Origin of the sequence: Bacteroides faecium (assembly GCF_012113595.1) — a bacterium.
GTDB classification, from domain to species: domain Bacteria; phylum Bacteroidota; class Bacteroidia; order Bacteroidales; family Bacteroidaceae; genus Bacteroides; species Bacteroides faecium.
Genome location: NZ_CP050831.1, coordinates 4,987,900 through 5,010,679, shown reverse-complemented (window position 1 = coordinate 5,010,679; position 22,780 = coordinate 4,987,900). Strand labels below are relative to the sequence as shown.

Here is a 22,780-nt window from a genome sequence, read left to right as displayed (position 1 = left end):
ATGAAACGATTTGCATCGCATTATTTACTGATACCTGATATTGGATTTATGAAACAGCAGGTAGTGGAGATTAATGATGAAGGAGTTGCGCAAAGTATATTCCCATTGACTGAAGAAATTGAGTCGGTTGAATGGATACCGGGAGTTATCGTTTTGTTTTCTGTACGTCAGATGGAAGATATAAAAAACACTGGGATGATTTTAAAAAACATCCCAGTGTTTCAATCTAATCTTCCCGTTGTTTCCAATCAATCTTCTCAATATTCAAGTGAACTTCTTGATGAGTCCAAAAGGAGAGGAGAAACGTTGCTTCCTTATCTGTTCTATCCCTTTGATTTTATTTCCATGCAGCCTGTCGACGGAACTCGGCACAGATTACTGCGGTAGCGATGGCTACATTGAGTGATTCGGAAGTTTCCTGCCCCTGCGGATAATTGGGAATATATAGTTTTCTATTGATCAGTGCTTCCACCTCTTTTCCTATTCCGTTTCCTTCGTTTCCCATAACGATCAACCCGGTAGCAGATAATGGCTGCTCGTACATGTTTTTTCCATCCAGGAAAGTGCCGAATACGGGAGCATCTCCAAGTGAGCGGATAAAATCGGGAAGAGAAGTATAGTGCACCTTTACCCGTGCGATTCCGCCCATGGTGGCTTGTACGGTTTTTGGGTTATATACGTCTACTGTATTCTGTGAACAGATAATATGCTCGATACCGAACCAATCGGCCAATCGGATAATAGTCCCCAAATTTCCGGGATCCTGAATGTCGTCCAGTGCCAGACAAAGAGACTGGTGTACAGCTTCCGGATTTAAAGTATAGCGGGGTTGTTCAAAAACAGCAAGTACCTGTTGGGGAGTTTTCAGTAAACTGGCTCGTGAGAGTTCATCCTGTGAAACTTCTGCGATTTCATTTGCATGAATATCGGGATGTTTTTGAAGCCATACTGAAGTGGCAGCCAGAAAACGACAAGGAAAATGTTCAAGTAAATCACCTACCAGTTTAGGGCCTTCGGCAAGAAATACCTGTTCTTCTTTACGTATTTTCTTCTGTTCCAGCGAGTGGATATACTTTATTTTGTTTTTACTTAATGATGCCATATATTTGATATTCTTTTGCAAAGCTATAAAGATATTTCCAATCTATCCTTACTTTCCCCTCTTTTTCTTAATTTATTTTCCCCATCGGAAAATATAAATTATCTTTGTAATCGCATTTTTTATGCTATCGATGTAGAAACCGTATGAGGAGAAATTTTCTTTTTTTGATTACTTCCGCTGCTGTCCTGTCACTTGCTTCGTGCACTGCCACTAAGTTTGTGCCGGATGGTTCTTATTTGTTGGATGAAGTCAAGATTCGTACGGATCAGAAGAATATCCGCCCTTCTTCCTTGCGCATGTATGTGCGTCAGAATCCTAATGCCAAGTGGTTTAGTTTGATAAAGACGCAGCTGTATGTCTATAATCTTTCGGGACGTGATTCTACCAGATGGGGGAATAAGTTTTTGAGAAGGATAGGGGATGCTCCTGTGATATATAGTGAGGAAGAAGCGCTACGTTCAGAGGAAGAAATCACGAAGGCTGTACATAATATGGGATATATGGCAGCAACAGTGAAGCGTTCGACAAAGATAAAAAAGAAAAAGATAAAGCTGTATTATGACGTGACGGCAGGGAACCCGTACGTCGTCCGGTCTATTAAATATGATGTGCCCGATCCAAAGATAGCCAGCATCCTGAAACGGGATTCTGCCAGGAATTTGCTGAAAGAAGGGATGTATTTTGATGTCAATGTATTGGATGCAGACAGACAGCGTATCACGGACAGGTTACTGCGGAATGGTTACTATAAATTTAATAAGGATTTTATTGGCTATACCGCTGATACGGCTCGTAATACATATAATGTGGATTTAATCCAACATTTGCAACCCTATAAAGTTCATGCGAGCGATTCTGCAAGAGCACATCAGCAATACAGGATAAACAAGATTAATTTTATTACGGATTATGATGTGTTGCAGTCATCTGCAATGAGCAGTGTAGATATCAATGACTCTGTTCATTATAAAGGCTATCCGATTTATTATAAAGATAAACTTTATCTGCGTCCCAAAGTACTGACGGACAATCTTCGTTTCAGTTCCGGGGATTTGTATAATGAACGGAATGTGCAGCAGACGTATTCCAGTTTTGGGCGTTTGTCTGCCTTGAAATATACTAATATCCGTTTTGTTGAAACACAGATAGGTGATTCGACAAAGCTCGATTGTTACGTCATGTTGACTAAGAGTAAACATAAATCCGTAGCTTTCGAGGTGGAAGGGACAAACTCTGCCGGCGACTTGGGTGCAGCGGCTTCCGTCTCTTTTCAGAATCGGAATCTTTTTCGAGGCTCAGAGACTTTTATGATAAAATTCCGTGGTGCTTATGAAGTGATTTCCGGACTTCAGGCTGGTTATTCGAATAATAACTATACGGAATATGGGGTGGAGACAAGCATTAATTTCCCTAACTTCCTGTTTCCCTTTCTTTCATCGGACTTTAAACGGAAAATCCGGGCTACTACGGAGTTCGGATTGCAATATAATTATCAGTTGCGACCTGAGTTTCTGCGTACGATGGCTTCCGCCAATTGGAGCTATAAGTGGACTCAGCGTCAGCGAATACAGCACCGTATCGACTTGATTAATATTGGTTTTCTCTATTTGCCGCGTATCTCCGATAAATTCAGAGAGGATTATATAAACAAGGGGCAGAATCAGGTTTTCCAGTATAATTATCAGAATCGCTTGATTATAAATATGGGATATAGCTATAATTATAATAGCGTAGGCGGATCGATAGTTAATAATACAATCGCTGCTAATTCATATTCTATCCGTTTTAATTTCGAATCTGCAGGAAATGTAATGTATGCTTTGTCGAAGGCTACCGGTATTCGGAAGAATAGTAATGGTGAGTATGCAATTTTAGGTATTCCTTATGCCCAATATCTGAAGGGGGAATTTGATTTTGCTAAAAATATCCGGATTGACCGTCGAAATTCATTTGCGTTTCATGCAGGTGTAGGAATTGCTGTTCCTTATGGAAATGCGAAAACAATTCCGTTTGAGAAGCAATATTTCTCCGGTGGTGCTAATAGTGTTCGTGGCTGGTCTGTACGTGATTTGGGGCCGGGTTCTTTTGCCGGAAATGGAAATCTGCTGGATCAATCCGGCGATATTAAGTTGGATGCCAGCATTGAGTATCGGAGTAAATTGTTCTGGAAGTTCCAGGGGGCAGTATTTGTAGATGCGGGTAATATCTGGACAATCAGGAATTACGCGAATCAGCCGGGTGGTGTATTTGAATTTGATAAGTTCTATAAGCAGATAGCAGTGGCTTACGGATTAGGGTTGCGCCTTGATTTGGATTTCTTTATCCTTCGTTTTGATGGGGGTATGAAAGCGGTTAATCCGGCTTTCCAAACAAAGAAAGAGCATTTTCCTATTATTCATCCTAAATTTAGTCGTGATTTTGCTTTCCATTTCGCAGTGGGATATCCTTTCTGATTAGCCATCTATTGTATTCTCTTACCAGTTCAAGCGTATCTTGCAGAGCGTTTATCTGTTTCATTTCTCCATTTATCGGATTGATAATAAATGCATTTTTTATTTGGCACACAACTGTTGCTCTCTCGGAGTTGGCATCTATTTCACTTGAGACAATTGAAACTTTAGCGGCTCCTTGTGTCTTTAATTGGTCTAGGTGAGTTTGCTTGACATTGGATGCTAAAAAACTAAAGTAGGGCAGAGAAGAAGGAGTGCTCCATTCTTTGGCAACCGGATAATTGAAATTATAAAATGCTTCACAAAAATCTATGGCTGTTTGCTCTATTTGGTTCTGTGGGGTTTGTTGCTGGCATGATAAACATGTAAATAATAAAAATGAAAGGATTAATATGTGTAGCTTGTTCATAGTATTAAGAAATTTGTAACCGGGAATGATAATGAAAAAAGGAGATGAAACTCACCTGAACAGGTTCCATCTCCTTTATATTTTTTTCTTTTGATTGTTAACGGGCTGCAAACATTAGGTTGCTTGTTGTTGCCTGACGGGCTGCCATCATACCTTGGGCATCCAGTGTAACATTCATCTTTTCGCCGTTTGGTAAGAACAGATCAGCTGTGCCGTCATTGTTCATCTTGATCAATTCTGCGCTTTCACCGTTTGCTACAACATTCCAAGTATTGGCTTCTTTGTTGTAAATCAGATCCATGGAAGCGGTTTTACCTTCTTTAGTGATAGAATAACCATTCTCAAGTGTTTTTACCATGTAGTTGCCGTTTTCTCCTTTTACTTTCTTCACGTCGCCTACATTAGCCATCGGATTGGAGCCACTCCAGAATTCGATAGAGTTGATAACTAAAGCATCAGCCAGATAAGCTACTCCATAAACCGGAATGATGTTGAAAGCCAAAAATACAAGTTCGTTTACAAATTTGTTTCCAACAGACTGGTTCCAGGAAGATAAGCGATTGAATAAACCAAATGAACCTACACAAGAACTGAATAATAGGCTGCCGCTAAGTACTACTGCGACTAAAGACAGTTTCCCTCTTTTCATGTCAAAAATGTTTTTGATTAATAAAAAATGTTTATATATTCTCTTTTAAATGTATGCAAATATACTATTTTTTAATTAATTAGGGTTATTATTCCTATTTTTTATAAGATTTAGATTTTCGCCGTTCCAATTCGTAGCCGATTATATGGTCAATTGAGAATTTACCGGGACCGGCAATATACATGATGATAAATACGACTAAGTAGATGAAAGCCATTTCTTTAACTGCAAATACATCATTTGCGTGAACTATAAAGAATGCTACAATCATGGTGAAAATCATTGGAATCATTGCCAACCGATACAGGAAGCCGACGATAAATGCCATTGAACACACAAGTTCGCCAAAAATGGCTAATCCGAGAGAGATAGGACTTCCTATTCCCAACGGATCGGGAAAGGCTGTCGACAGTTCCTGGAAATTACTCCATTTTTGTATACCATGGTTCATTAATAATATTCCGAAGATGATTCGGACTGCCAATAAAAGCAAAGAAGCTTTTGTCGTATTGGGCTTTGTCGGAAATAAAAGATTATAAATCATAAGTTGTTCTATTTTTAAGTTCATCTCTATCTATTTTATATAAACATAAAAAATCTTGATTTTGTTCTTTGAAGATTATAAAAAATAGATACGTTTGATATTGAAAAGAAACAAGTAACCTTGTTCGTGAATAAATAAACTTTGTATCTTTGTCGGAAAATATAAAAGATATATGGCACAACATACTTATGACAATGATTCTGTTCAGGAGTTGCTGGACTGGGCAAAAAAGATGATTGAAACTAAAAATTATCCGACTGAAAAATATCAGCTTAATAAATGTACTACAATTATTGATGGCAAACAGTATTTGGAGTCTTTGGTTGCGATGATTGCCAGGAACTGGGAAAATTCAACGTTCCATCCCATTATTGAGCAATTATGGGAGTTTCGGGAGAAATGGGAGGATAAAGAAGCGTAGCCGGAACTGCGCGAATGGTACTATTTATAAATATATGTGCACTCTAATCACGCCAGATAAGAGTGCACAATTTTCAAAATAAACATATAATACTCGTGACTTTAATAAGGGCACGAGAAATAAGGGTTTGCAAATATACACCGAATAGTCACAAAAATCGACTGTTTAATCGCTTTTTTAATCTAAATAGGCAAAATTTGCATTTGTTTGAGTGCCTCTTAAAAAGGCAGCCATCTTTTTTTCTTTTTCAGAGATGGTTTTTCCTCTTCTCCATTTTGGCTGTATATATCTGCGAATGTCTTTTTCTCTTTTATCATTTCATAAATAACTCCCCAATCCGGCAAGCCGCCCAGGTTACGGTCGTCTATAAACATATCGGCTTTCAGTTTACGAGAGAAACCCTGATGGTCTTTTTGTTCTTCAGGATAATCCTTATTCACTGCGTAAAACTCCAAACCTCTGGCCTTGCACCATTCGACAGCTTCGTCCAGAAGTGAGCCTTCACGCACACTCCATAATATTAAACGGTGCTTTTCTTGTTGCAACAACTTCAGTGTATCAACTGCGAATGGAATTTCTTCACCAATACGCGGGTAACGATGTTCTACAATCGTTCCGTCAAAATCAACAGCTATAATCATAGTTTTTTTTAATACCTAATTTTACACAAAGATACGGACAGTAAGCCAAAAAAACGTATCTTTGTTCCAAATTAACATTTTAATAAAAATTATCGATACATGAACAATTCCCCTCAGCGTGCTGCCAAAGGCTTTACGAGAGCTTTTTGGGTTAGCAACACAGTCGAACTGTTTGAACGTATGGCGTATTATGCCGTTTTTATCGTTCTCACGATTTATCTATCTTCCATTTTAGGTTTTAACGATTTTGAAGCAAGTATGATTTCCGGCTTATTTTCCGGTGGATTATATCTGCTTCCTATTTTTTCCGGGGCTTATGCCGACAAGATTGGTTTTCGGAAATCAATGATTATAGCGTTTTCCCTATTATCTATCGGATATTTGGGATTAGGAGTCTTGCCTACCTTATTAGAAGCGGCCGGACTGGTGAATTATGGTGCAACGACACAATTTAGCGGCTTGCCCGATAGCAGTTCCCGTTGGCTGATTGTGCCTGTCTTATTTATTCTTATGGTAGGCGGTTCTTTCATTAAATCTATTATTTCCGCTTCCGTAGCCAAAGAAACAACAGAAGCCACTCGTGCCCGTGGTTATTCTATTTTTTATATGATGGTAAATATAGGTGCTTTCACCGGTAAAACAATTATTGATCCTTTGCGGAATGTAATTGGTGAACAAGCATATATCTACATCAATTATTTTTCCGGTGCCATGACTATTATTGCTTTGCTTGCCGTTATTCTTCTTTATAAATCTACTCATACGGCAGGAGAAGGAAAAAGCCTTCGTGAGATTGGGCAGGGATTTATGAGAATTATAACGAATTGGCGTTTACTGATTCTTATATTGATTGTCACAGGCTTCTGGATGGTACAACAGCAACTTTATGCTACGATGCCCAAGTATGTGATCCGTATGGCAGGCGAAACGGCAAAACCGGGATGGATTGCCAATGTGAATCCTTTTGTGGTGGTATGTTGCGTTAGTTTTATCACACGTTGGATGGCAAAACGCAGTGCTATTACTTCAATGAATGTGGGAATGTTTCTGATTCCTATTTCGGCTTTATTGATGGCATGTGGTAACTTGCTAGGTAACGACTTGATTTCGGGTATGAGCAATATCACATTGATGATGGTTGCGGGTATTGTTGTGCAGGCACTTGCCGAGTGTTTCATCTCGCCGCGTTATCTGGAATATTTCTCTTTGCAGGCTCCTAAGGGAGAAGAAGGGATGTATTTAGGATTTAGTCACTTACATTCTTTCCTCTCGTCTATTTTCGGTTTTGGGTTGGCGGGAATCCTGCTGACTAAATATTGTCCGGATCCTGCTTTGTTTGAGACACGTGCAGCATGGGAGGCAGCCAGCGGAAATGCCCATTATATATGGTATTACTTCGCTGCAATTGGTCTGATTGCTGCTATAGCATTGCTATTATTTGCAAAAATCACCGAATTCATCGACAAAAAGAAGAAGGCTAATCAGTAAATCTCTCCTTTTTTACGTATATTTGCCGTCACTTTGCTGTAAAAGTTGACGGCATTTTGCATTTTAATAAAGAAGTTGAGACATGAAAGTGAAATTTATAAGCTTGGCGAGTGGCAGTAGTGGAAACTGTTATTATCTGGGCACTGAAACCTATGGAATACTGATAGATGCTGGAATCGGTATTCGTACTATAAAAAAAACACTGAAGGATTTTAATATCTTGATGGATAGTATTCGTGCCGTATTTATTACGCACGATCATGCGGATCATATCAAAGCCGTAGGCCATTTGGGTGAGAAGTTAAACATTCCCGTCTACACAACGGCACGTATTCATGCAGGAATCAATCGTAGTTATTGCATGACGGAGAAACTTAGTTCATCGGTTCGTTATCTGGAAAAGCAGGAGCCTATGGTTTTAGAAGATTTTCGTATTGAATCTTTTGAAGTCCCGCATGACGGTACGGATAATGTAGGGTACTGTATCGAAATAGATGGCAAAGTATTTTCTTTCTTAACCGACCTTGGGGAAATTACGCCTACGGCAGCTCATTATATTAGTAAGGCTCACTATCTGATTCTCGAAGCTAATTATGACGAAGAAATGCTCAAAATGGGTCCTTATCCTCAATATTTGAAAGAGCGGATCACGAGTAAGACCGGACACATGAGTAACTCCGATACCGCAGAATTTTTAGCGGAAAATATCACGGAACACTTGCGATATATCTGGCTATGCCACTTGAGCAAAGACAATAATCATCCGGAGTTGGCCTTTAAAACTGTGGAATGGAAATTAAAGAACAAAGGTGTTATTGTTGGCAAAGATGTGCAACTGCTTGCTTTAAAGCGAAATACGCCTTCCGAGCTTTATGTGTTCGAATAAAAGCAAAAAAAAGATAGTAAAAAAGCTGCATTATTGTTTGGTCAAATAAAATAAAAGACCTACTTTTGCAACCGCAAACGAGGAAATAAGCACTCTTAGCTCAGTTGGTAGAGCAACTGACTCTTAATCAGTGGGTCCAGGGTTCGAATCCCTGAGGGTGTACAAGTTCCGAAGTTGCAACGTAAATTTAATGTTGCACTCTTAGCTCAGTTGGTAGAGCAACTGACTCTTAATCAGTGGGTCCAGGGTTCGAATCCCTGAGGGTGTACAAATAGAAGAAGTAACAGATGTTGCTTCTTTTTTTATTTATAGTCTCTCTATTGGCTGAAGGTTTTCAGAACATGGAACATTCCTGGATTCTGGGGAATTTTGAGGAATGAGATAAAATAAAATGCCACTGCTTGAATTGAAACTCAAACAGCGGCATTTGTATTTTAACTGCGGTATATTAGAACTTGAAGAAGTTCTTTGCGTTGTTATAGCTGATATCTTCAATCATCTGATTAACGCGTTCCATTTCAGACGCCGGGATTTCTCCGTTCTCTACATCACGTCCTACCAGGTTGCATAATGTACGACGGAAGTATTCGTGACGAGGATAGGAGAGGAATGAGCGGGAGTCTGTCAGCATACCTACAAAGCGGCTTAAAAGACCGAGTACGGACAAAGCGTTCATTTGTTTTTCCATGCCGTCTTTTTGATCCAGGAACCACCATCCGGAACCAAATTGGATTTTTCCTGCTACGGAACCATCCTGGAAGTTGCCTAACATGGTAGCGATTACTTCATTTGCGCATGGATTCAGATTATAGAGGATTGTTTTAGTCAATTTGCCGTTGGTGTTCAGGCGGTCGAGGAATTTAGCCATTGCTTTAGCAGTTGTAAATTCACCGATAGAGTCAAAACCGGTGTCGGCGCCTAACAGTTTAAACATCTTGGTGTTGTTGTTACGGATAGCTCCATAGTGGAATTGCTGCGTCCATCCTTTTTCCCAATCCATCTCTCCGAAAATCACGAGCATAGCTGATTTGAACTTCAGAATTTCTTCTTTTGTCAGTTCGGCACCTCCATATACCTTATTAAATATAGCTTTGATTTCTGCGTCTGTATAGTCTTCTGCGTAGAATTCTTCGATACCATGGTCAGACAAACGGCATCCTTGTTCTGCGAAGAAGTCATGGCGTTTACGTAAAGCAGCAATCATATCATCAAAGTTGGAGATAGTAACACCGCTTACTTCTGCCAGTTTTTCTACGTAAGCACGGAAGTCGGCAGGAACTTCTACTGCCATTGCTTTATCCGGACGCCAAGTTGGCAGCATCTTTACTTCAAATCCGCTTTCACGGGTTTTGATGTGGTATTCCAGTGAATCGATTGGATCGTCAGTAGTGCATACTGCTTCTACATGGTAACGACGCATCATTCCGCGAGCTGAATATTCAGGTTGAGCTAGCTTCTCGTTACATTCATCGTAAATCTCACGTGCAGTTTGCGGGTTCAATATCTTATTGATGCCGAATGCAGTCTTCAGTTCAAGGTGAGTCCAGTGATACAATGGGTTGCGGAATGTATAAGGAACGGTTTCAGCCCATTTTTCGAATTTCTCCCAGTCTGTGGTATCTTTACCTGTACAAAAGCGTTCATCTACGCCATTTGTACGCATTGCGCGCCATTTGTAGTGGTCGCCACCCAGCCAGATTTCAGTCAGTGATTTAAACTTGTAGTCGTCAGCTACCATTTGTGGGATTAAGTGACAGTGATAGTCGATGATCGGCATTTTAGCCGCATGCTCGTGATACAACTTTTGTGCAGTTTCTGTCTGCAACAAAAAGTTTTCGTCCATGAAGTTCTTCATTATTACTGTGTTTTAAGTGTATAAAATTATTACTTTCTATATTTATACCTATATAGTATTGATTCTAAAGCTAATAGGTGTAAATCTCGTTTTAGTTTTATTAACCGTTATCGAACACAAAAATAGAAAATTTACTTGGAGTAACAAAATAATTCGTATATTTGCAGCGATTATTTATAATATTTAAGTTTTAGCACTATGGAGGACCAGAACTATACCATTAAAGACATAGCTCGCATGGCGGGTGTTTCTGCCGGAACGGTTGACAGGGTATTGCACAATCGCGGTGACGTATCTCCCAAGAGCAAAGCTAAAGTACAAAAGGTGCTGGATGAGATTCATTATCAGCCTAATGTGTTCGCTATCGGATTGGCTGCTAAAAAGAAATACTCTTTCATTTGTCTGATTCCTTATTATATAGAACATGATTATTGGCATTCGGTAGTGGGTGGCATTGAACGTGCCCGACAAGAGTTGCGTCCTTTCAATGTGAGCGTTGATTACCTGTGCTATCATCATGGTGATGAGCAAAGCTATCAGGAAGCCTGCCGTTCTATTAAGGAAAGTAACGTGGATGCCGTATTGATTGCTCCGAATTTTAGGGAAGAAACATTGTCATTGACAGCCTATCTGCAAGAGAATAAGATAGCTTATGCATTTGTCGATTTCAATATGGAAGAGGTGGATGCATTGACATATATCGGGCAAGATTCATACAAAAGTGGATATATCGCGGCTAAAATATTAATGCGCAATTATTCGGTAGGAGAAGGGCAGGAACTGGTTCTGTTTTTAAGCAATAATAAGGATAACCCTGCTGAAATACAGATGCAGCGCCGTTTGGAAGGCTTTATGAGTTATATTACCGAAGAGTATGACAACTTGGTGATCCATGAAGTGATACTGAATAAATCCAATCAGGAAAACAATCAGCAGACATTGGATGAGTTTTTTCAGACGCATCCGAAGGCTGTGCTCGGCGTGGTATTTAATTCCAGAGTATATCAGTTAGGAGAATATCTCCGTCACGCAGGTCGTAGTATGAAGGGGTTGATAGGGTATGACCTTTTGAAAGCGAACGTAGAGCTGCTAAAATCGGGCGATGTGCATTATTTAATCGGGCAGCGTCCCGGATTACAAGGATATTGCGGAGTGAAAGCTCTGTGCGATTATGTCGTGTTTAAGAAGCATATTGAGCCCGTAAAATATATGCCTATCGACATTCTGATTAAGGAGAATATTGATTTTTATTTTGAATTTGTATAATATCAACTTTATAAATTACAACTAACATGAAAGCATTAAACAAAGAAACTGCTCCTAAAGTACAACGTCCGGAGCGTATTATTCAATTTGGCGAAGGTAACTTTTTACGCGCTTTTGTAGATTGGATTATTTATAACATGAACCAAAAAACTGACTTTAACAGCAGTGTTGTAGTGGTTCAACCTATTGATAAAGGCATGGTCGATATGCTGAATGCACAAGATGATCTTTATCATGTTAATCTTCAAGGATTGGATAAAGGGGAAGCGGTTAACAGCTTGACAATGATTGATGTAATCAGTCGTGCGTTAAACCCGTATACTCAAAATGATGAGTTCATGAAGTTGGCAGAGCAACCGGAAATGCGTTTCGTTATTTCAAATACTACAGAAGCAGGTATCGCTTTTGATCCGACTTGCAAACTTGATGATGCTCCTGCTTCATCATATCCGGGTAAATTGACTCAATTGCTGTATCATCGTTTTAAAACATTCAACGGTGACAAAACGAAAGGTTTGATTATCTTCCCTTGCGAACTTATCTTCCTGAACGGTCACAAACTGAAAGAAACGATTTATCAGTATATTGAATTGTGGAACCTGAGTAATGAATTCAAAACTTGGTTTGAAGAAGCTTGTGGCGTATATGCAACATTGGTAGACCGTATCGTTCCGGGATTCCCACGCAAGGATATTGCTGCTATCAAAGAAAAATTGCAATATGATGATAACTTGGTTGTTCAGGCTGAAATCTTCCATCTGTGGGTAATCGAAGCTCCGCAGGAAGTGGCTAAAGAATTCCCGGCTGACAAGGCAGGTTTGAATGTATTGTTCGTTCCTTCGGAAGCTCCTTACCATGAACGTAAAGTTACTCTGTTGAATGGTCCTCATACGGTTCTTTCTCCGGTTGCTTATCTGTCCGGAGTGAATATCGTTCGTGATGCTTGTCAGCACGAAGTAATCGGTAAATATATCCATAAGGTAATGTTTGACGAACTGATGGAAACATTGAATTTGCCGAAAGATGAATTAGAGAAATTTGCTAATGACGTATTGGAACGTTTCAATAATCCGTTCGTAGACCATGCAGTTACAAGCATTATGCTGAACTCATTCCCGAAATACGAAACTCGTGATCTTCCGGGATTGAAAACTTATTTGGAACGCAAAGGTGAGCTTCCGAAAGGATTGGTACTTGGTTTGGCTGCTATTATTACTTATTATAAGGGCGGTGTGCGTGCAGACGGTGCTGAAATTGTACCGAACGACGCTCCTGAAATTATGAATTTGCTGAAAGACCTTTGGGCTACTGGCTGCACAAAGAAAGTAACTGAAGGTGTTCTGGGTGCAGAATTTATCTGGGGTGAAGACTTGAATAAGATTCCGGGACTGGCAGAAGCCGTGAAAGCGGATTTAGATTCAATTCAGGAAAAAGGTATGATGGAGACTGTGAAAGGTATCCTGTAATAGATAAGAGACGACGAAAGTCGAACATGAATATAAGGGGTGTTTTGATAGGGAATATAACTATCAAAACGCTCTTTTTGTTTGCTTGTCTGGAATGGTTGGTTAATGATTCTTAAAAGTGAAAATTCTCTGTTTCTGCATTTTTTATTTTTCTCATTCTTAATTTTCTTACTTTCCGCGTTTTTGAAAGCTTCAAATCCTTAGTAGGCCGTCTAATTTTTTATTGTCGCCTATTTTCTTTTAAGTTTTAAATTTAATACATTAGTTATCAATTGTATATATTGTTTTGTTGACTTGAATTTACTTTTTATGTGCTGCACTTTATAGTTGTAAATAAACTAAGAATAAAACAGTCTTTTTCCATAATTTCCCCGTTAGGAAATCTCAAATGATACTGATACCTTTGTTGTGAAGTCAATAGAGTGGCTTCCTATTATTATTAAATTAAATTTTAGAAAAGTATGGCTATACGCTATAAAAAGAAGCAGATCACTTTATGCTTCGACAAAGAAAATAAAGTGGAAAAGTACGTTGCAGCAAACGTATTAGTTGGAAGTATCAGCTATAGCAAGCTGTGTGACGAGGTAAATCAGCGAACGGGGATTCATCGTGCTATGGTGGATGTAGTGCTGAAAGGAGTGCAGGATACGATGGTAGCCTTTGTAGAAGAGGGATTTTCTGTGAAGCTAGGAGAGTTCGGTTCATTCCGTCCTGCTATTAATGCGGAAAGCCAAGACAATTTAGAAGACGTGAATGCCAATACTATTATTAGGAGAAAGATAGTCTTTACTCCGGGAAGTGCGTTCAAGGAAATGCTTGGCTCTGCGAGCATAGAGTTGTTTGGCGGTAATGTGGCAGATACGAATGGTGGCAACAGTGGGAATCCCGGTGCAGGCGGTGGTTCCGGTGGAGATTCCGGAGAAACCCCAGATCCGGCAGCCTAGTTTTTACTAAAATTGCTTTTGATAGGGAAAGTTCTTTCGGGGACTTTCCCTATTTTTTTGACATTTCGGGTAGGTATGGTGTAAATCGCCGTTGGGCAACGGTGAATTCATGGTTGCCCAACGACGATTTTACCGTTGCCTAATGGCGTATTTGCTATCAGACGTAGAGTTTTGGTAAGAATAGCGTACGGAAAAACGGGACTTCTACTGGATTTATATTTTGTTTCTCCGTCTCTTTATGTTTCCTGTTTATTGAAAAAGCGAGGGATATCTTGGTTTTTCTTGTATCAACCTCTTCAAAAAATGTTATTTGTGAGAAATAATTTTTATCTTTGCAACGTTGTAGTGGCGTAAGTTGCTCAACATTATATTGATTGATGAAAGTGTTTAGCTTTTATCCTTGTCAGGAAATCTGGTAAATTTCAAAAAGCACAGGGAAGCAATAACATTCATCACTTGTATCGCTATGTATAATTTATGTTACATATGCTTTATGAGTGTGGGGTATTGTTTATTTGTGCTTAGGTTTACCAGAACCTCCTGACGGATAGACTAATAACTCCACACTTTCTTTTTACTGTTTAACGAACTGCTGTTGGAGTTGTGGTAGTGAAATTAATGTTACTTATTATGATAAAATCTATTTTATAACATATGCTTTTCGTTTTTCTAAGAAGAAGCATTTTAAGAAGAAATAGTACTCTCATTAGAGCGCCATATTGAAGAAAAAACGTATCTTTGCAATTGTTAAGACACAATTTGTGCTTTAGCAGACATAAGAAAGCGTTTTTGCTTTGTCCCGAAACTGAAATTCGCCAAATTTTAATCAAGAGGACGGAGGCAATATGACGCTCATTCTGTTTTGTATATATTCGTGCAGCCTATGCTGTATCCATATGTCAAAATGGCGTGAGAGTATTGTTTCTTCTCGTTCATTCTTGATCAGGCGTTTGGCGATGCCTCAGTTTCGATGAACTGGCAGACAAGTCTCACGCCTTTCTTGTATAGTAACGTTTGATTAAAATAAACGGCTGAATTTGGAGACTTATAAGCGTATAGGAGGACAAAGTATGAAAAGGTCAGTTTTATTTTTATTGTTATCTTTTTTTGTATTAAGTGGCTATTCGCAAGACAAAGGTACTGAAAAAACTTTAGCAAAAGCGCAGGGTGGAAATGCTAAAGCACAGTATCAAATTGGATGGTACTATGGTAATGGTGCAAAGGGCTTTGTACGTAATGAATTAAAGGCAATTGAATGGCTGGAAAAATCAGCAGAGAATAACTATCATCCAGCACAATATTACTTAGGGTGGTTCTATTTTTATGGTTATGGGGTTAAAAAAGATATAAATAAGGCTACTTATTGGTATGAAAAGGCTGCTGCTCAAGGAAGTAAAGAAGCGAAGCAGATGTTGAAAGCTTGTCAGTTACATTCTAATAAGTGAAAATTCTCTGTATAAATAACATTGTTTTAGGTTATGAAAAATAAGAAACTGTTTAGTTTAGCAAGTTCTCAAGGAAGAATTTGTTCTATTGTTGTTTTTGTATTTTGGAGTCTAGCGAGTCTAGCTCAAAATAGTAATTCACAGGAACTTATGGAGAGTGCTAATCAAGGAGATCCTGAATTGCAGTTTGAAATGGGGACAGAGTTGTATAATAAAAGGGATTATGTGAAAGCTTTCGAATGGTATTCTAAAGCTGCCGCACAAGGCTATGCTAAAGCTGAATATAATGTGGGGTACTTCTATGAAAATGGAGTAGTAGTGGAAAAGAATGTGATTAAAGCCTTTGAATGGTATTCTAAAGCCGCTACACAAGGCCTTGCTGCTGCAGAGTGTGCTGTAGGCTACTGTTACGAAGAAGGAGAAGGCATTGAAAAGAATATAGCCAAAGCTTTTGAATGGTACTCTAAAGCTGCTACACAAGGCCTTGCTGCTGCAGAGCGTAGTGTAGGTCGCTTTTATTATAAAGGAATGGGAGTGGAAAAGAATGCAACAAAAGCTTTTGAATGGTATTCTAAGGCTGCTGCACAAGGAGATGCTATGGCACAATATATTTTGGCTCTTTTTTATACAGATGGAACAGGAGTAGTGAAAAATGAACGAAAAGGTTGGATGTGGATGGTTAAAGCTGCAAATAATGGGTATCTTAATGCGCAAATTTCATGTTATCAAAATTATAAAGCAGCGGGCAGTAATTGGACTGGAATAGCTATGAAATATATCTTGTTAGCTTCTCAACAGGGAGCTGATGAAGCAAAAAGTATGTTCAAAGAAGTTGTTGGGATATCATATGATAATTTAGAAAAGACTTATAAAAGTAAAATAAAAACATACATAGGCGAGTACCCTTTGCCTTTAAGATATTATAATGCTTATGTACGTCATACTGGAAATTGTACTTATCAATATTATGAAATTGGGGATTTAAGAATATATCATGGAATATTTGAATACACTTCGAAGGAAAAGGTTCAAGTATTGAAAGATAAAGCTATTCCTAAATTAACTATAAACGGAAATTTTAAAGATGATTATAGAGATGGGGTTTGGAAGATTAAATATCGTGAAAGCGATGTTGAATACAACATAAATGTTACATATCGGAATGGAATATTTAATGGACCTTTCACATATCAAAAGAAATATACTTCGGGTAAAAATATTCAGATCACAGCTGAGTATAAAGATAATATTATAGTTAAATTTAAGAGACAGGATTCCACTGGATTTTCGGTAGAAGCTTATATGGATGATGATGGCTTTTTGCATGGTCCATATTTGGCAAAAGACTCTGAAGCAATAATTAAAGGGGATTTTATTCACGGAAATTCAGATAATGTTTCTAATGCAAACTTACAAACTGGTGGATTGAATAGGAAGGCTATGAAAAAAAACAGTTATTCTAGAGCAAGCTTCGTTAGCATCCCTTGGTATGATTCTTCAAATGTTTTGTATGGATTACATAAGGAATTTAAGAAGGGGCTAGAATTATCCTCATTTGCTATAGGCCAAGATTGGTTAAATGGGGTTCCGGCTGCTTATCCTTCAGATATTGATAGATGATGGGATTAAATAAAGTTGGTTTTATATCTTTGATTATAAAAATGAATTTTAGTACTCATTGAAGTATCAGGATACTAGAAGAACTGTAAATTAGGACACTGTCTACAATATTTAGGACAGTGTCTTTTACAATCGACTTAAGTGTGTATAATTCTTTTCTGAACAATACAAATATAACTCCCTGTAGTCAACTCCTTCTTGAGAAACAAATAGACATATTTAGGACTTTGTGTATATAGCTCTATTTCAGAACAGCGAAATAATAGCTATATCAAACTTACTTCCATTCCTTCCAACTCATTATTATAAGCACGTGTATTGAGTATATCCACGTCTGAAGTGAGCCAAGTTAGTCGTTTTCTTAGTTCTTTCCGTCTTGTAGACATATTTGTTTTAGCTCGTCGTAACAAATTCTCTGTTGAAACATCTAACTCCACCCATGCAATCACTTTTAAGTTGCCATTATCATTAAGATGTCCCACATGACTCTTCCACACATCAGGTAAATTAGTAGAATTTCGTGCACCGCCAATGATTGTAGCTAAAGAATCTTTCACTTTTTGGGCTATTTCCACTGTTATGTCATCTTTCTCACCGGTCAAACGTTGCACATTCTTTTTATCGCCATATCCTCTAAAACCTTTGACTTCAATAAATAGCAAAATTTTATCTGCGTCATTAAATCCGATAAAGTCTATACATCGGGTTTCTGGTATTTGTTTGCATATCTTTTGGCGATAATCAGCTTCTTCGTCCAGTTGGTAAACTTCCCATCTATCATCAAATCTGAAAACAAGACCACTCTCTTTAAACTCTTTCATTATGCCTCTTTATATATTCGTTTTCTAAATCATAAAAAGCCGAATATTCTTCTAAAATAGGATTATGGGCTATATCTACTAACTGGTTGGCAATTTCTGCTTCTACCCGGTGTCCATCTTTATATAAACTAAAGAAACGCATTGCCGGACTAGTTTCCTCAGCATATTCTGCCATCATCGATAACTTATGTGATAATAGATAATCATGCGTTGACAAGAAAATCTGGATTCCGTGTTTTTGTGCCAGCTCCATTAATAAATCAACAATAATTGAAATTAAATTGGGGTTCATATTCGATTCTGGTTCGTCCCAAAATAGGATACTACCTGGTCTAAGTTCTCCGTTGATACACAAATATAGGATAGTAGCTACTTTTCTTAATCCTTCTGCTACTAGATGGGCTTCGTATTCTTGGCTATCATCAATAACATAAAAACGATTTCCTTTTCGCATTACGTCTATATTCCATTTTGCCAATATAGGAGCCAACATGTCTTTTGCCCTTTTCAATGCTTCGTTTTTCAGTGGAGAGACGTCCATTGCTTTGGCTAAATCCAAATAAGTTTCATCAAAGGAGATTTCCCTTCGTTCATATAGGCTGATAAACCCTTCGAATAAGGAAAACATTTCTCTTGGGGGAATATAAATAAAGTGGGGTTGCTCAATGTATGCATTATTATCTGTCTTCACCAATGATGCCCTTTCTCCGAAATTATATGCGATATCTCCCGTAGTCAGTTCTACTTTTACCGAAGCCGCCCCCAAACCGTATTTGTTTACCAAATGTCCTAAAGAATCAGGCTTGAAATAACCGATTAACTTCTCTGACAGCAAATCTCCGAACTTGTCTTTGGTTTTTGATGTAGATTGGCTAAACAAGGCATTGGCTTTCATGGATGCTGCCAAACATTTCAATATGTGAGTTTTACCGGTTCCGTTACGACCTATAAAAATATTGATGCCTTTACAGAAATCAAAGACAGAATCATCAAAGCAGGTAAAGTTGTTTAAATATAAACGTTCAATCATTATTGCTATGTTATTTTAATCCGATTGGGTATTCATTGCGAAGATAATAAAACAATTTAGCCCATTCGTCTTTTTTCGCAATTTCTTATCATAAATAACTGCAAAATATTCAATTATATATGAGAGGTTAAATACTATTCAGCAGCGTGTAAAATAAACGTAGTAGCTCCAATAGTCACAATCGCACCATCTTCAATGCGGATGCGATCCTTATCTCCCAAAATTTCATTCATCAGAAATGTTCCTGTCAGGCTGGGAGCATCGCGTAGTGTATAAACGAGTTTGCCTTGTTTATTGCGTTTTATGTTGATGATGCAATGACGGCGATCCATGCTCATATCACCACTTTCGATAGGAGTATTAATATTGGTTCCTACGCAACGTCGTCCTATGACATTATCTCCTTCTTGTAATGGAAGTATTTGTTTGAATCCAAAGACGTTTTCGATTACTGTGATATATCCGAACTCTTCCTTGTGTGCTTCTGCTTCCTCTTCCAGATTTTCTTCGTTTCTAAGGGCTTTTACTTTGCTTTTTCCAAGCCGGATACTGAATTGTTTGCCACAATGTTCACATTCAAATACAAGTGATTGGCCTTCACTATATTTGGTTTCATCAAAATAAAGATAATTCTCACATTTGGGACAAAGAACTCGTTTCATGCTTTTTTATAAAGGGATTTTTTATTTAGCCAGTAACCAGGCATTCTTGTAGGTTTCATTTTTTCTAAGCTCCAATAGCTGTTTGGTAGCTTCTTCACGATTTTCGAATGAACGGATGCTGACACGTACTTTACCGTCTGTATTCAGTGCTTTTGCTTCTGCAAATCCTTTTGAATTCAATTGATTTGCCATAGCTTCTGCATCTTTAAGACTGATTCCGCCTGCTACTATAATATGATAAGGATGATTCACATTCGCTTGTGGCTTGGCAGATACAGGAGCGGGAGCAGCTTCTTGCTTGGCAACTTTTACTTCTTTCACAGCAATAGGTCTTGATGTCTGCGCTTTATCCGCTGTCAGTTTTGGAGTGGATGAAGTTTTGGCTGAAGCAGAAGTCTTCTTTGTTTGTTGTGCAACATCGCTCTTTACGTATACAGGAGTTACTGCAACCGATTGCTTCTCTATTTGCTCAAAAAGTTCGCCAGGTAATAACTGTGCATAATTGTTCTTCTGAACATCGGTGTTCTCTACCGGAGTTGAAAAAGCAAAGAACAATACGATAGCGGCAATCATAGCGGCTGCATTACGAAGGAACGCACGACTGATGCTGATTTCATAAGTTTTCTTCTCTTTCTCCAGATTGGCAGGCACTAATACCTTTTCTCTCTGCTGCAACGTAGATAGTTCGTGCATTTCAAAGGAATCCAAGCCATAGAGTGAAGGAGTCGCTATCTTATAATCATAAGGGATAAATTCATAATTTCCATAAATGTTATAATGAATCTCACCTATATTCTCCAAATGCGCTTTTCCTTCCTCATGAAGAAGCCCGATAAACTCGCTTACTTCCTTTTCTACGATGCGGTTGGCATCAGCGAAACTCGTGTCGTATGCTGACATATAGGATTGTACTAATACTCCGTCGTTCAGCTTTAATTGAGGATTAAAGCCGATAGTGCGGGTAGGGGGCAAAAAAAGATTCTCTTCTTTAACATGAGTTGCAGGAGCGTAATGTGCTACAAATCCACCAAATCCCGGAACGATAACGCAGTCGTTTTCCAGTAGTAAAACCTCTATATGTTGTGCCAATTCAATCATGTCTGCAAAATTAAGAGATAAATTGAATATATCCCAGAAAACTACGAAAAATTCACTACTTTTGCATCGTTTTATTTATTACTATTAACGATGGACTATATACAGACGGAAATAGACGGAGTGTGGCTGATAGAGCCGAAAGTGTTCTCCGACGAACGTGGCTATTTTATGGAAGCCTTTAAGCAAGAAGAGTTTGAAGCCAATATCGGACCTGTAAATTTTATACAGGATAATGAGTCGAAATCTTCTTTTGGCGTATTGCGTGGATTACATTATCAGAAAGGTGAATATAGTCAGGCTAAATTGGTTCGCGTCATTAAAGGAGAAGTGCTGGACGTTGCCGTTGATTTGCGTAAATCATCACCCACATTCGGAAAACATGTGTGCGTATTGCTTAGCGAGGAGAATAAAAAACAGTTTTTTATTCCACGCGGTTTTGCACATGGTTTTGCTGTATTAAGCGAAGAAGCCATCTTTACGTATAAGGTAGACAACAAGTATACTCCACAGGCAGAAGCTTCTATTTTATATAATGATGAAACATTGGGAATAGATTGGCCGCTGACTGACTCGCAGATGGTATTGTCTTCCAAGGACAAAGAGGGTACGGCTTTCAAAGATGCTGCATATTTTGAATAACTTCTAAACAAACAATAAAATATTAAGTATGAAAATTGCGATTGTAGGAACCGGATATGTAGGTCTGGTGTCAGGTACATGTTTCGCTGAAATCGGCGTGAATGTAACTTGTGTTGATACTAACAGCGAGAAAATAGAATCTTTGCAGAAGGGAATCATCCCGATTTATGAGAATGGATTGGAAGAGATGGTGCTCCGTAATATGAAAGCAAAGAGATTGAAGTTTACCACGTCATTAGAGAATTGCCTGGATGATGTGGAAGTGATATTTAGTGCTGTGGGCACACCGCCGGATGAAGACGGGAGTGCTGACTTGAAATATGTGCTAGAGGTAGCCCGTACTATCGGGCGCAATATGAAACAGTATAAACTGGTGGTAACCAAGAGTACAGTTCCCGTAGGTACTGCCAGCAAAGTTCGCGCAGTCATTCAGGAAGAATTGGATAAAAGAGGAGTGAAGGTAGACTTCGATGTTGCTTCCAACCCGGAATTTCTGAAAGAAGGAAATGCAATCAGTGACTTTATGAGTCCGGACCGCGTGGTAGTAGGAGTAGAGTCGGCACGTGCGGAGAAACTGATGTCTAAATTGTATAAGCCATTCTTATTAAATAACTTCCGTGTGATTTTCATGGATATTCCGTCTGCCGAAATGACTAAATATGCGGCAAATTCAATGTTGGCAACCCGTATTAGCTTTATGAATGATATAGCAAACCTTTGCGAGATAGTTGGTGCGGATGTAAATATGGTACGTAGCGGAATTGGTTCGGATACGCGTATCGGACGCAAATTCCTATATCCGGGTATTGGATATGGCGGCTCTTGTTTTCCTAAAGATGTGAAAGCTCTTATTAAAACCGCCGAGCAGAATGGATATACAATGCGGGTACTTAGTGCTGTGGAAGAGGTGAACGAACAGCAGAAAAGTGTTTTGTTCGAAAAGCTTGTGAAACATTTTAATGGTGATTTGAAAGGTAAGACCATCGCTCTTTGGGGCTTGGCATTCAAACCGGAAACAGATGATATGCGTGAAGCTCCGGCACTGGTCTTGATTGATAAGCTGCTGAAAGCCGGCTGCCAGGTACGTGCGTATGATCCGGCTGCTGTACAAGAGTGCAGACGTCGTATTGGAGATACAATCTATTATGCTTGCGATATGTATGATGCGGTACTTGATGCTGATGCATTGATGTTGGTTACCGAATGGAAGGAATTCCGTTTGCCTTCATGGGCTGTCATCAAAAAAACAATGGCGCAGCAGATTGTGTTGGACGGACGTAATATATACGACAAAAAAGAGATGGAAGAACTCGGATTCGTTTATCATTGTATTGGTAAATGAAA

The 22,780-nt window shown here is 38.7% G+C and carries 22 protein-coding genes and 2 tRNA genes; 14 read left to right on the top strand and 10 right to left on the bottom strand.

The genetic code is table 11. The annotated features are described in order from the left end of the window. Positions 1–387, top strand: coding sequence for a hypothetical protein (locus tag BacF7301_RS18560; RefSeq protein WP_167965139.1), 387 nt, complete (start codon positions 1–3; stop codon positions 385–387). Here BacF7301_RS18560 and BacF7301_RS18555 read toward each other — a convergent pair. Next, positions 338–1,102, bottom strand: coding sequence for a TrmH family RNA methyltransferase (locus BacF7301_RS18555; RefSeq protein ID WP_167965137.1), 765 nt, complete (start codon positions 1,100–1,102; stop codon positions 338–340). The genes BacF7301_RS18560 and BacF7301_RS18555 overlap by 50 nt on opposite strands. 143 nt (positions 1,103–1,245) lie before the next feature. On the opposite strand from BacF7301_RS18555, the gene tamL reads away from it, so the two are divergent. Further along, positions 1,246–3,555 (top strand): translocation and assembly module lipoprotein TamL, encoded by a 2,310-nt coding sequence (gene tamL / locus BacF7301_RS18550; RefSeq protein ID WP_167965135.1) that lies wholly within the window; start codon positions 1,246–1,248, stop codon positions 3,553–3,555. On the opposite strand, the gene BacF7301_RS18545 is transcribed toward tamL, so the two are convergent. From BacF7301_RS18545 to BacF7301_RS18535, 3 genes are all read right to left on the bottom strand, one after another. After that, a complete protein-coding gene (locus BacF7301_RS18545; protein ID WP_167965133.1) occupies positions 3,509–3,961 on the bottom strand; it encodes a hypothetical protein in 453 nt (150 codons plus the stop codon). The genes tamL and BacF7301_RS18545 overlap by 47 nt on opposite strands. 97 nt (positions 3,962–4,058) lie before the next feature. After that, positions 4,059–4,610, bottom strand: a complete 552-nt coding sequence (locus BacF7301_RS18540) for a DUF3332 domain-containing protein (RefSeq protein ID WP_167965131.1) — start codon at positions 4,608–4,610, stop codon at positions 4,059–4,061. A 94-nt stretch (positions 4,611–4,704) separates the two neighbouring features. Continuing rightward, entirely contained in the window at positions 4,705–5,154 is a 450-nt protein-coding gene (locus tag BacF7301_RS18535) for a DoxX family protein (RefSeq protein WP_167967245.1), read from the bottom strand. Positions 5,155–5,326: 172 nt separating this feature from the next. On the opposite strand from BacF7301_RS18535, the gene BacF7301_RS18530 reads away from it, so the two are divergent. Beyond that, positions 5,327–5,575 (top strand): DUF6965 family protein, encoded by a 249-nt coding sequence (locus BacF7301_RS18530; protein WP_167965129.1) that lies wholly within the window; start codon positions 5,327–5,329, stop codon positions 5,573–5,575. A gap of 218 nt (positions 5,576–5,793) precedes the next feature. Here BacF7301_RS18530 and BacF7301_RS18525 read toward each other — a convergent pair whose 3' ends face one another. Next, positions 5,794–6,216, bottom strand: coding sequence for a BT0820 family HAD-type phosphatase (locus BacF7301_RS18525; RefSeq protein ID WP_022138799.1), 423 nt, complete (start codon positions 6,214–6,216; stop codon positions 5,794–5,796). Between the two features lie 99 nt (positions 6,217–6,315). Here BacF7301_RS18525 and BacF7301_RS18520 point away from each other — a divergent pair, with 99 nt between their 5' ends. From BacF7301_RS18520 to BacF7301_RS18505, 4 genes are all read left to right on the top strand, one after another. Beyond that, on the top strand, positions 6,316–7,704 hold the full coding sequence (locus tag BacF7301_RS18520) for a peptide MFS transporter (RefSeq protein ID WP_167965127.1): 1,389 nt from the start codon (positions 6,316–6,318) through the stop codon (positions 7,702–7,704). A gap of 82 nt (positions 7,705–7,786) precedes the next feature. Beyond that, positions 7,787–8,590: an MBL fold metallo-hydrolase gene (locus BacF7301_RS18515; protein ID WP_121764976.1), complete on the top strand. Its 804-nt coding sequence runs from the start codon at positions 7,787–7,789 to the stop codon at positions 8,588–8,590. Positions 8,591–8,679: 89 nt separating this feature from the next. After that, positions 8,680–8,752: transfer RNA gene (locus BacF7301_RS18510), tRNA-Lys, on the top strand. 33 nt (positions 8,753–8,785) lie between these two features. Beyond that, positions 8,786–8,858, top strand: a tRNA-Lys gene (locus BacF7301_RS18505). Between the two features lie 180 nt (positions 8,859–9,038). Here the strand turns inward: BacF7301_RS18505 and uxaC are convergent. Beyond that, positions 9,039–10,445, bottom strand: a complete 1,407-nt coding sequence (uxaC, locus tag BacF7301_RS18500; RefSeq protein ID WP_167965125.1) for a glucuronate isomerase — start codon at positions 10,443–10,445, stop codon at positions 9,039–9,041. Between the two features lie 198 nt (positions 10,446–10,643). Here uxaC and BacF7301_RS18495 point away from each other — a divergent pair, with 198 nt between their 5' ends. The 5 genes from BacF7301_RS18495 (at position 10,644) to BacF7301_RS18475 (ending at position 17,186) form a co-directional block, all read left to right on the top strand. After that, positions 10,644–11,711 carry a LacI family DNA-binding transcriptional regulator gene (locus BacF7301_RS18495; protein WP_167965123.1) on the top strand — a complete coding sequence of 356 codons (1,068 nt, stop codon included), beginning with the start codon at positions 10,644–10,646 and terminating at the stop codon, positions 11,709–11,711. A gap of 26 nt (positions 11,712–11,737) precedes the next feature. Further along, the gene (locus BacF7301_RS18490) at positions 11,738–13,177 is read left to right on the top strand and encodes a tagaturonate reductase (RefSeq protein WP_167965121.1); all 1,440 of its coding nucleotides are present in this window, start codon (positions 11,738–11,740) and stop codon (positions 13,175–13,177) included. A 461-nt stretch (positions 13,178–13,638) separates the two neighbouring features. After that, complete coding sequence (locus BacF7301_RS18485) at positions 13,639–14,121, top strand: HU family DNA-binding protein (RefSeq protein ID WP_167965119.1); 483 nt, start codon at positions 13,639–13,641, stop codon at positions 14,119–14,121. Positions 14,122–15,191: 1,070 nt separating this feature from the next. Beyond that, entirely contained in the window at positions 15,192–15,566 is a 375-nt protein-coding gene (locus BacF7301_RS18480; RefSeq protein WP_167965117.1) for a tetratricopeptide repeat protein, read from the top strand. A gap of 33 nt (positions 15,567–15,599) precedes the next feature. Then, entirely contained in the window at positions 15,600–17,186 is a 1,587-nt protein-coding gene (locus tag BacF7301_RS18475; protein ID WP_167965115.1) for a tetratricopeptide repeat protein, read from the top strand. Between the two features lie 266 nt (positions 17,187–17,452). Here BacF7301_RS18475 and BacF7301_RS18470 read toward each other — a convergent pair whose 3' ends face one another. The 4 genes from BacF7301_RS18470 to BacF7301_RS18455 all read right to left on the bottom strand — a co-directional run bounded on the left by BacF7301_RS18470 (position 17,453) and on the right by BacF7301_RS18455 (position 20,797). Then, complete coding sequence (locus BacF7301_RS18470; protein ID WP_167965113.1) at positions 17,453–18,007, bottom strand: hypothetical protein; 555 nt, start codon at positions 18,005–18,007, stop codon at positions 17,453–17,455. Beyond that, a complete protein-coding gene (locus BacF7301_RS18465) occupies positions 17,994–19,037 on the bottom strand; it encodes an ATP-binding protein (protein WP_167965111.1) in 1,044 nt (347 codons plus the stop codon). Before BacF7301_RS18465 ends, BacF7301_RS18470 begins: the two co-directional genes overlap by 14 nt. Before the next feature lie 134 nt (positions 19,038–19,171). Continuing rightward, positions 19,172–19,699, bottom strand: a complete 528-nt coding sequence (locus BacF7301_RS18460; protein WP_167965109.1) for an FHA domain-containing protein — start codon at positions 19,697–19,699, stop codon at positions 19,172–19,174. Positions 19,700–19,720: 21 nt separating this feature from the next. Then, positions 19,721–20,797 (bottom strand): HU domain-containing protein, encoded by a 1,077-nt coding sequence (locus BacF7301_RS18455; RefSeq protein WP_167965107.1) that lies wholly within the window; start codon positions 20,795–20,797, stop codon positions 19,721–19,723. 90 nt (positions 20,798–20,887) lie between these two features. On the opposite strand from BacF7301_RS18455, the gene rfbC reads away from it, so the two are divergent. Continuing rightward, positions 20,888–21,436 (top strand): dTDP-4-dehydrorhamnose 3,5-epimerase, encoded by a 549-nt coding sequence (rfbC, locus tag BacF7301_RS18450; protein ID WP_167965105.1) that lies wholly within the window; start codon positions 20,888–20,890, stop codon positions 21,434–21,436. Between the two features lie 28 nt (positions 21,437–21,464). After that, the gene (locus tag BacF7301_RS18445) at positions 21,465–22,778 is read left to right on the top strand and encodes a UDP-glucose dehydrogenase family protein (RefSeq protein WP_167965103.1); all 1,314 of its coding nucleotides are present in this window, start codon (positions 21,465–21,467) and stop codon (positions 22,776–22,778) included. Positions 22,779–22,780 lie beyond the last annotated feature (2 nt).

Coding starts and splice junctions, on each gene's coding strand:
- BacF7301_RS18540 (WP_167965131.1), bottom strand. CDS start 4,610: ATGAAAAGAGGGAAACTGTCTTTAGTCGCAGTAGTACTTAGCGGCAGC.
- BacF7301_RS18530 (WP_167965129.1), top strand. CDS start 5,327: ATGGCACAACATACTTATGACAATGATTCTGTTCAGGAGTTGCTGGAC.
- uxaC (WP_167965125.1), bottom strand. CDS start 10,445: ATGAAGAACTTCATGGACGAAAACTTTTTGTTGCAGACAGAAACTGCA.
- BacF7301_RS18470 (WP_167965113.1), bottom strand. CDS start 18,007: ATGAAAGAGTTTAAAGAGAGTGGTCTTGTTTTCAGATTTGATGATAGA.
- BacF7301_RS18560 (WP_167965139.1), top strand. CDS start 1: ATGAAACGATTTGCATCGCATTATTTACTGATACCTGATATTGGATTT.
- BacF7301_RS18485 (WP_167965119.1), top strand. CDS start 13,639: ATGGCTATACGCTATAAAAAGAAGCAGATCACTTTATGCTTCGACAAA.
- BacF7301_RS18545 (WP_167965133.1), bottom strand. CDS start 3,961: ATGAACAAGCTACACATATTAATCCTTTCATTTTTATTATTTACATGT.
- BacF7301_RS18515 (WP_121764976.1), top strand. CDS start 7,787: ATGAAAGTGAAATTTATAAGCTTGGCGAGTGGCAGTAGTGGAAACTGT.
- BacF7301_RS18525 (WP_022138799.1), bottom strand. CDS start 6,216: ATGATTATAGCTGTTGATTTTGACGGAACGATTGTAGAACATCGTTAC.
- BacF7301_RS18465 (WP_167965111.1), bottom strand. CDS start 19,037: ATGATTGAACGTTTATATTTAAACAACTTTACCTGCTTTGATGATTCT.
- BacF7301_RS18535 (WP_167967245.1), bottom strand. CDS start 5,154: ATGATTTATAATCTTTTATTTCCGACAAAGCCCAATACGACAAAAGCT.
- BacF7301_RS18445 (WP_167965103.1), top strand. CDS start 21,465: ATGAAAATTGCGATTGTAGGAACCGGATATGTAGGTCTGGTGTCAGGT.
- BacF7301_RS18480 (WP_167965117.1), top strand. CDS start 15,192: ATGAAAAGGTCAGTTTTATTTTTATTGTTATCTTTTTTTGTATTAAGT.
- BacF7301_RS18455 (WP_167965107.1), bottom strand. CDS start 20,797: ATGATTGAATTGGCACAACATATAGAGGTTTTACTACTGGAAAACGAC.
- BacF7301_RS18460 (WP_167965109.1), bottom strand. CDS start 19,699: ATGAAACGAGTTCTTTGTCCCAAATGTGAGAATTATCTTTATTTTGAT.
- tamL (WP_167965135.1), top strand. CDS start 1,246: ATGAGGAGAAATTTTCTTTTTTTGATTACTTCCGCTGCTGTCCTGTCA.
- BacF7301_RS18495 (WP_167965123.1), top strand. CDS start 10,644: ATGGAGGACCAGAACTATACCATTAAAGACATAGCTCGCATGGCGGGT.
- BacF7301_RS18520 (WP_167965127.1), top strand. CDS start 6,316: ATGAACAATTCCCCTCAGCGTGCTGCCAAAGGCTTTACGAGAGCTTTT.
- BacF7301_RS18490 (WP_167965121.1), top strand. CDS start 11,738: ATGAAAGCATTAAACAAAGAAACTGCTCCTAAAGTACAACGTCCGGAG.
- rfbC (WP_167965105.1), top strand. CDS start 20,888: ATGGACTATATACAGACGGAAATAGACGGAGTGTGGCTGATAGAGCCG.
- BacF7301_RS18475 (WP_167965115.1), top strand. CDS start 15,600: ATGAAAAATAAGAAACTGTTTAGTTTAGCAAGTTCTCAAGGAAGAATT.
- BacF7301_RS18555 (WP_167965137.1), bottom strand. CDS start 1,102: ATGGCATCATTAAGTAAAAACAAAATAAAGTATATCCACTCGCTGGAA.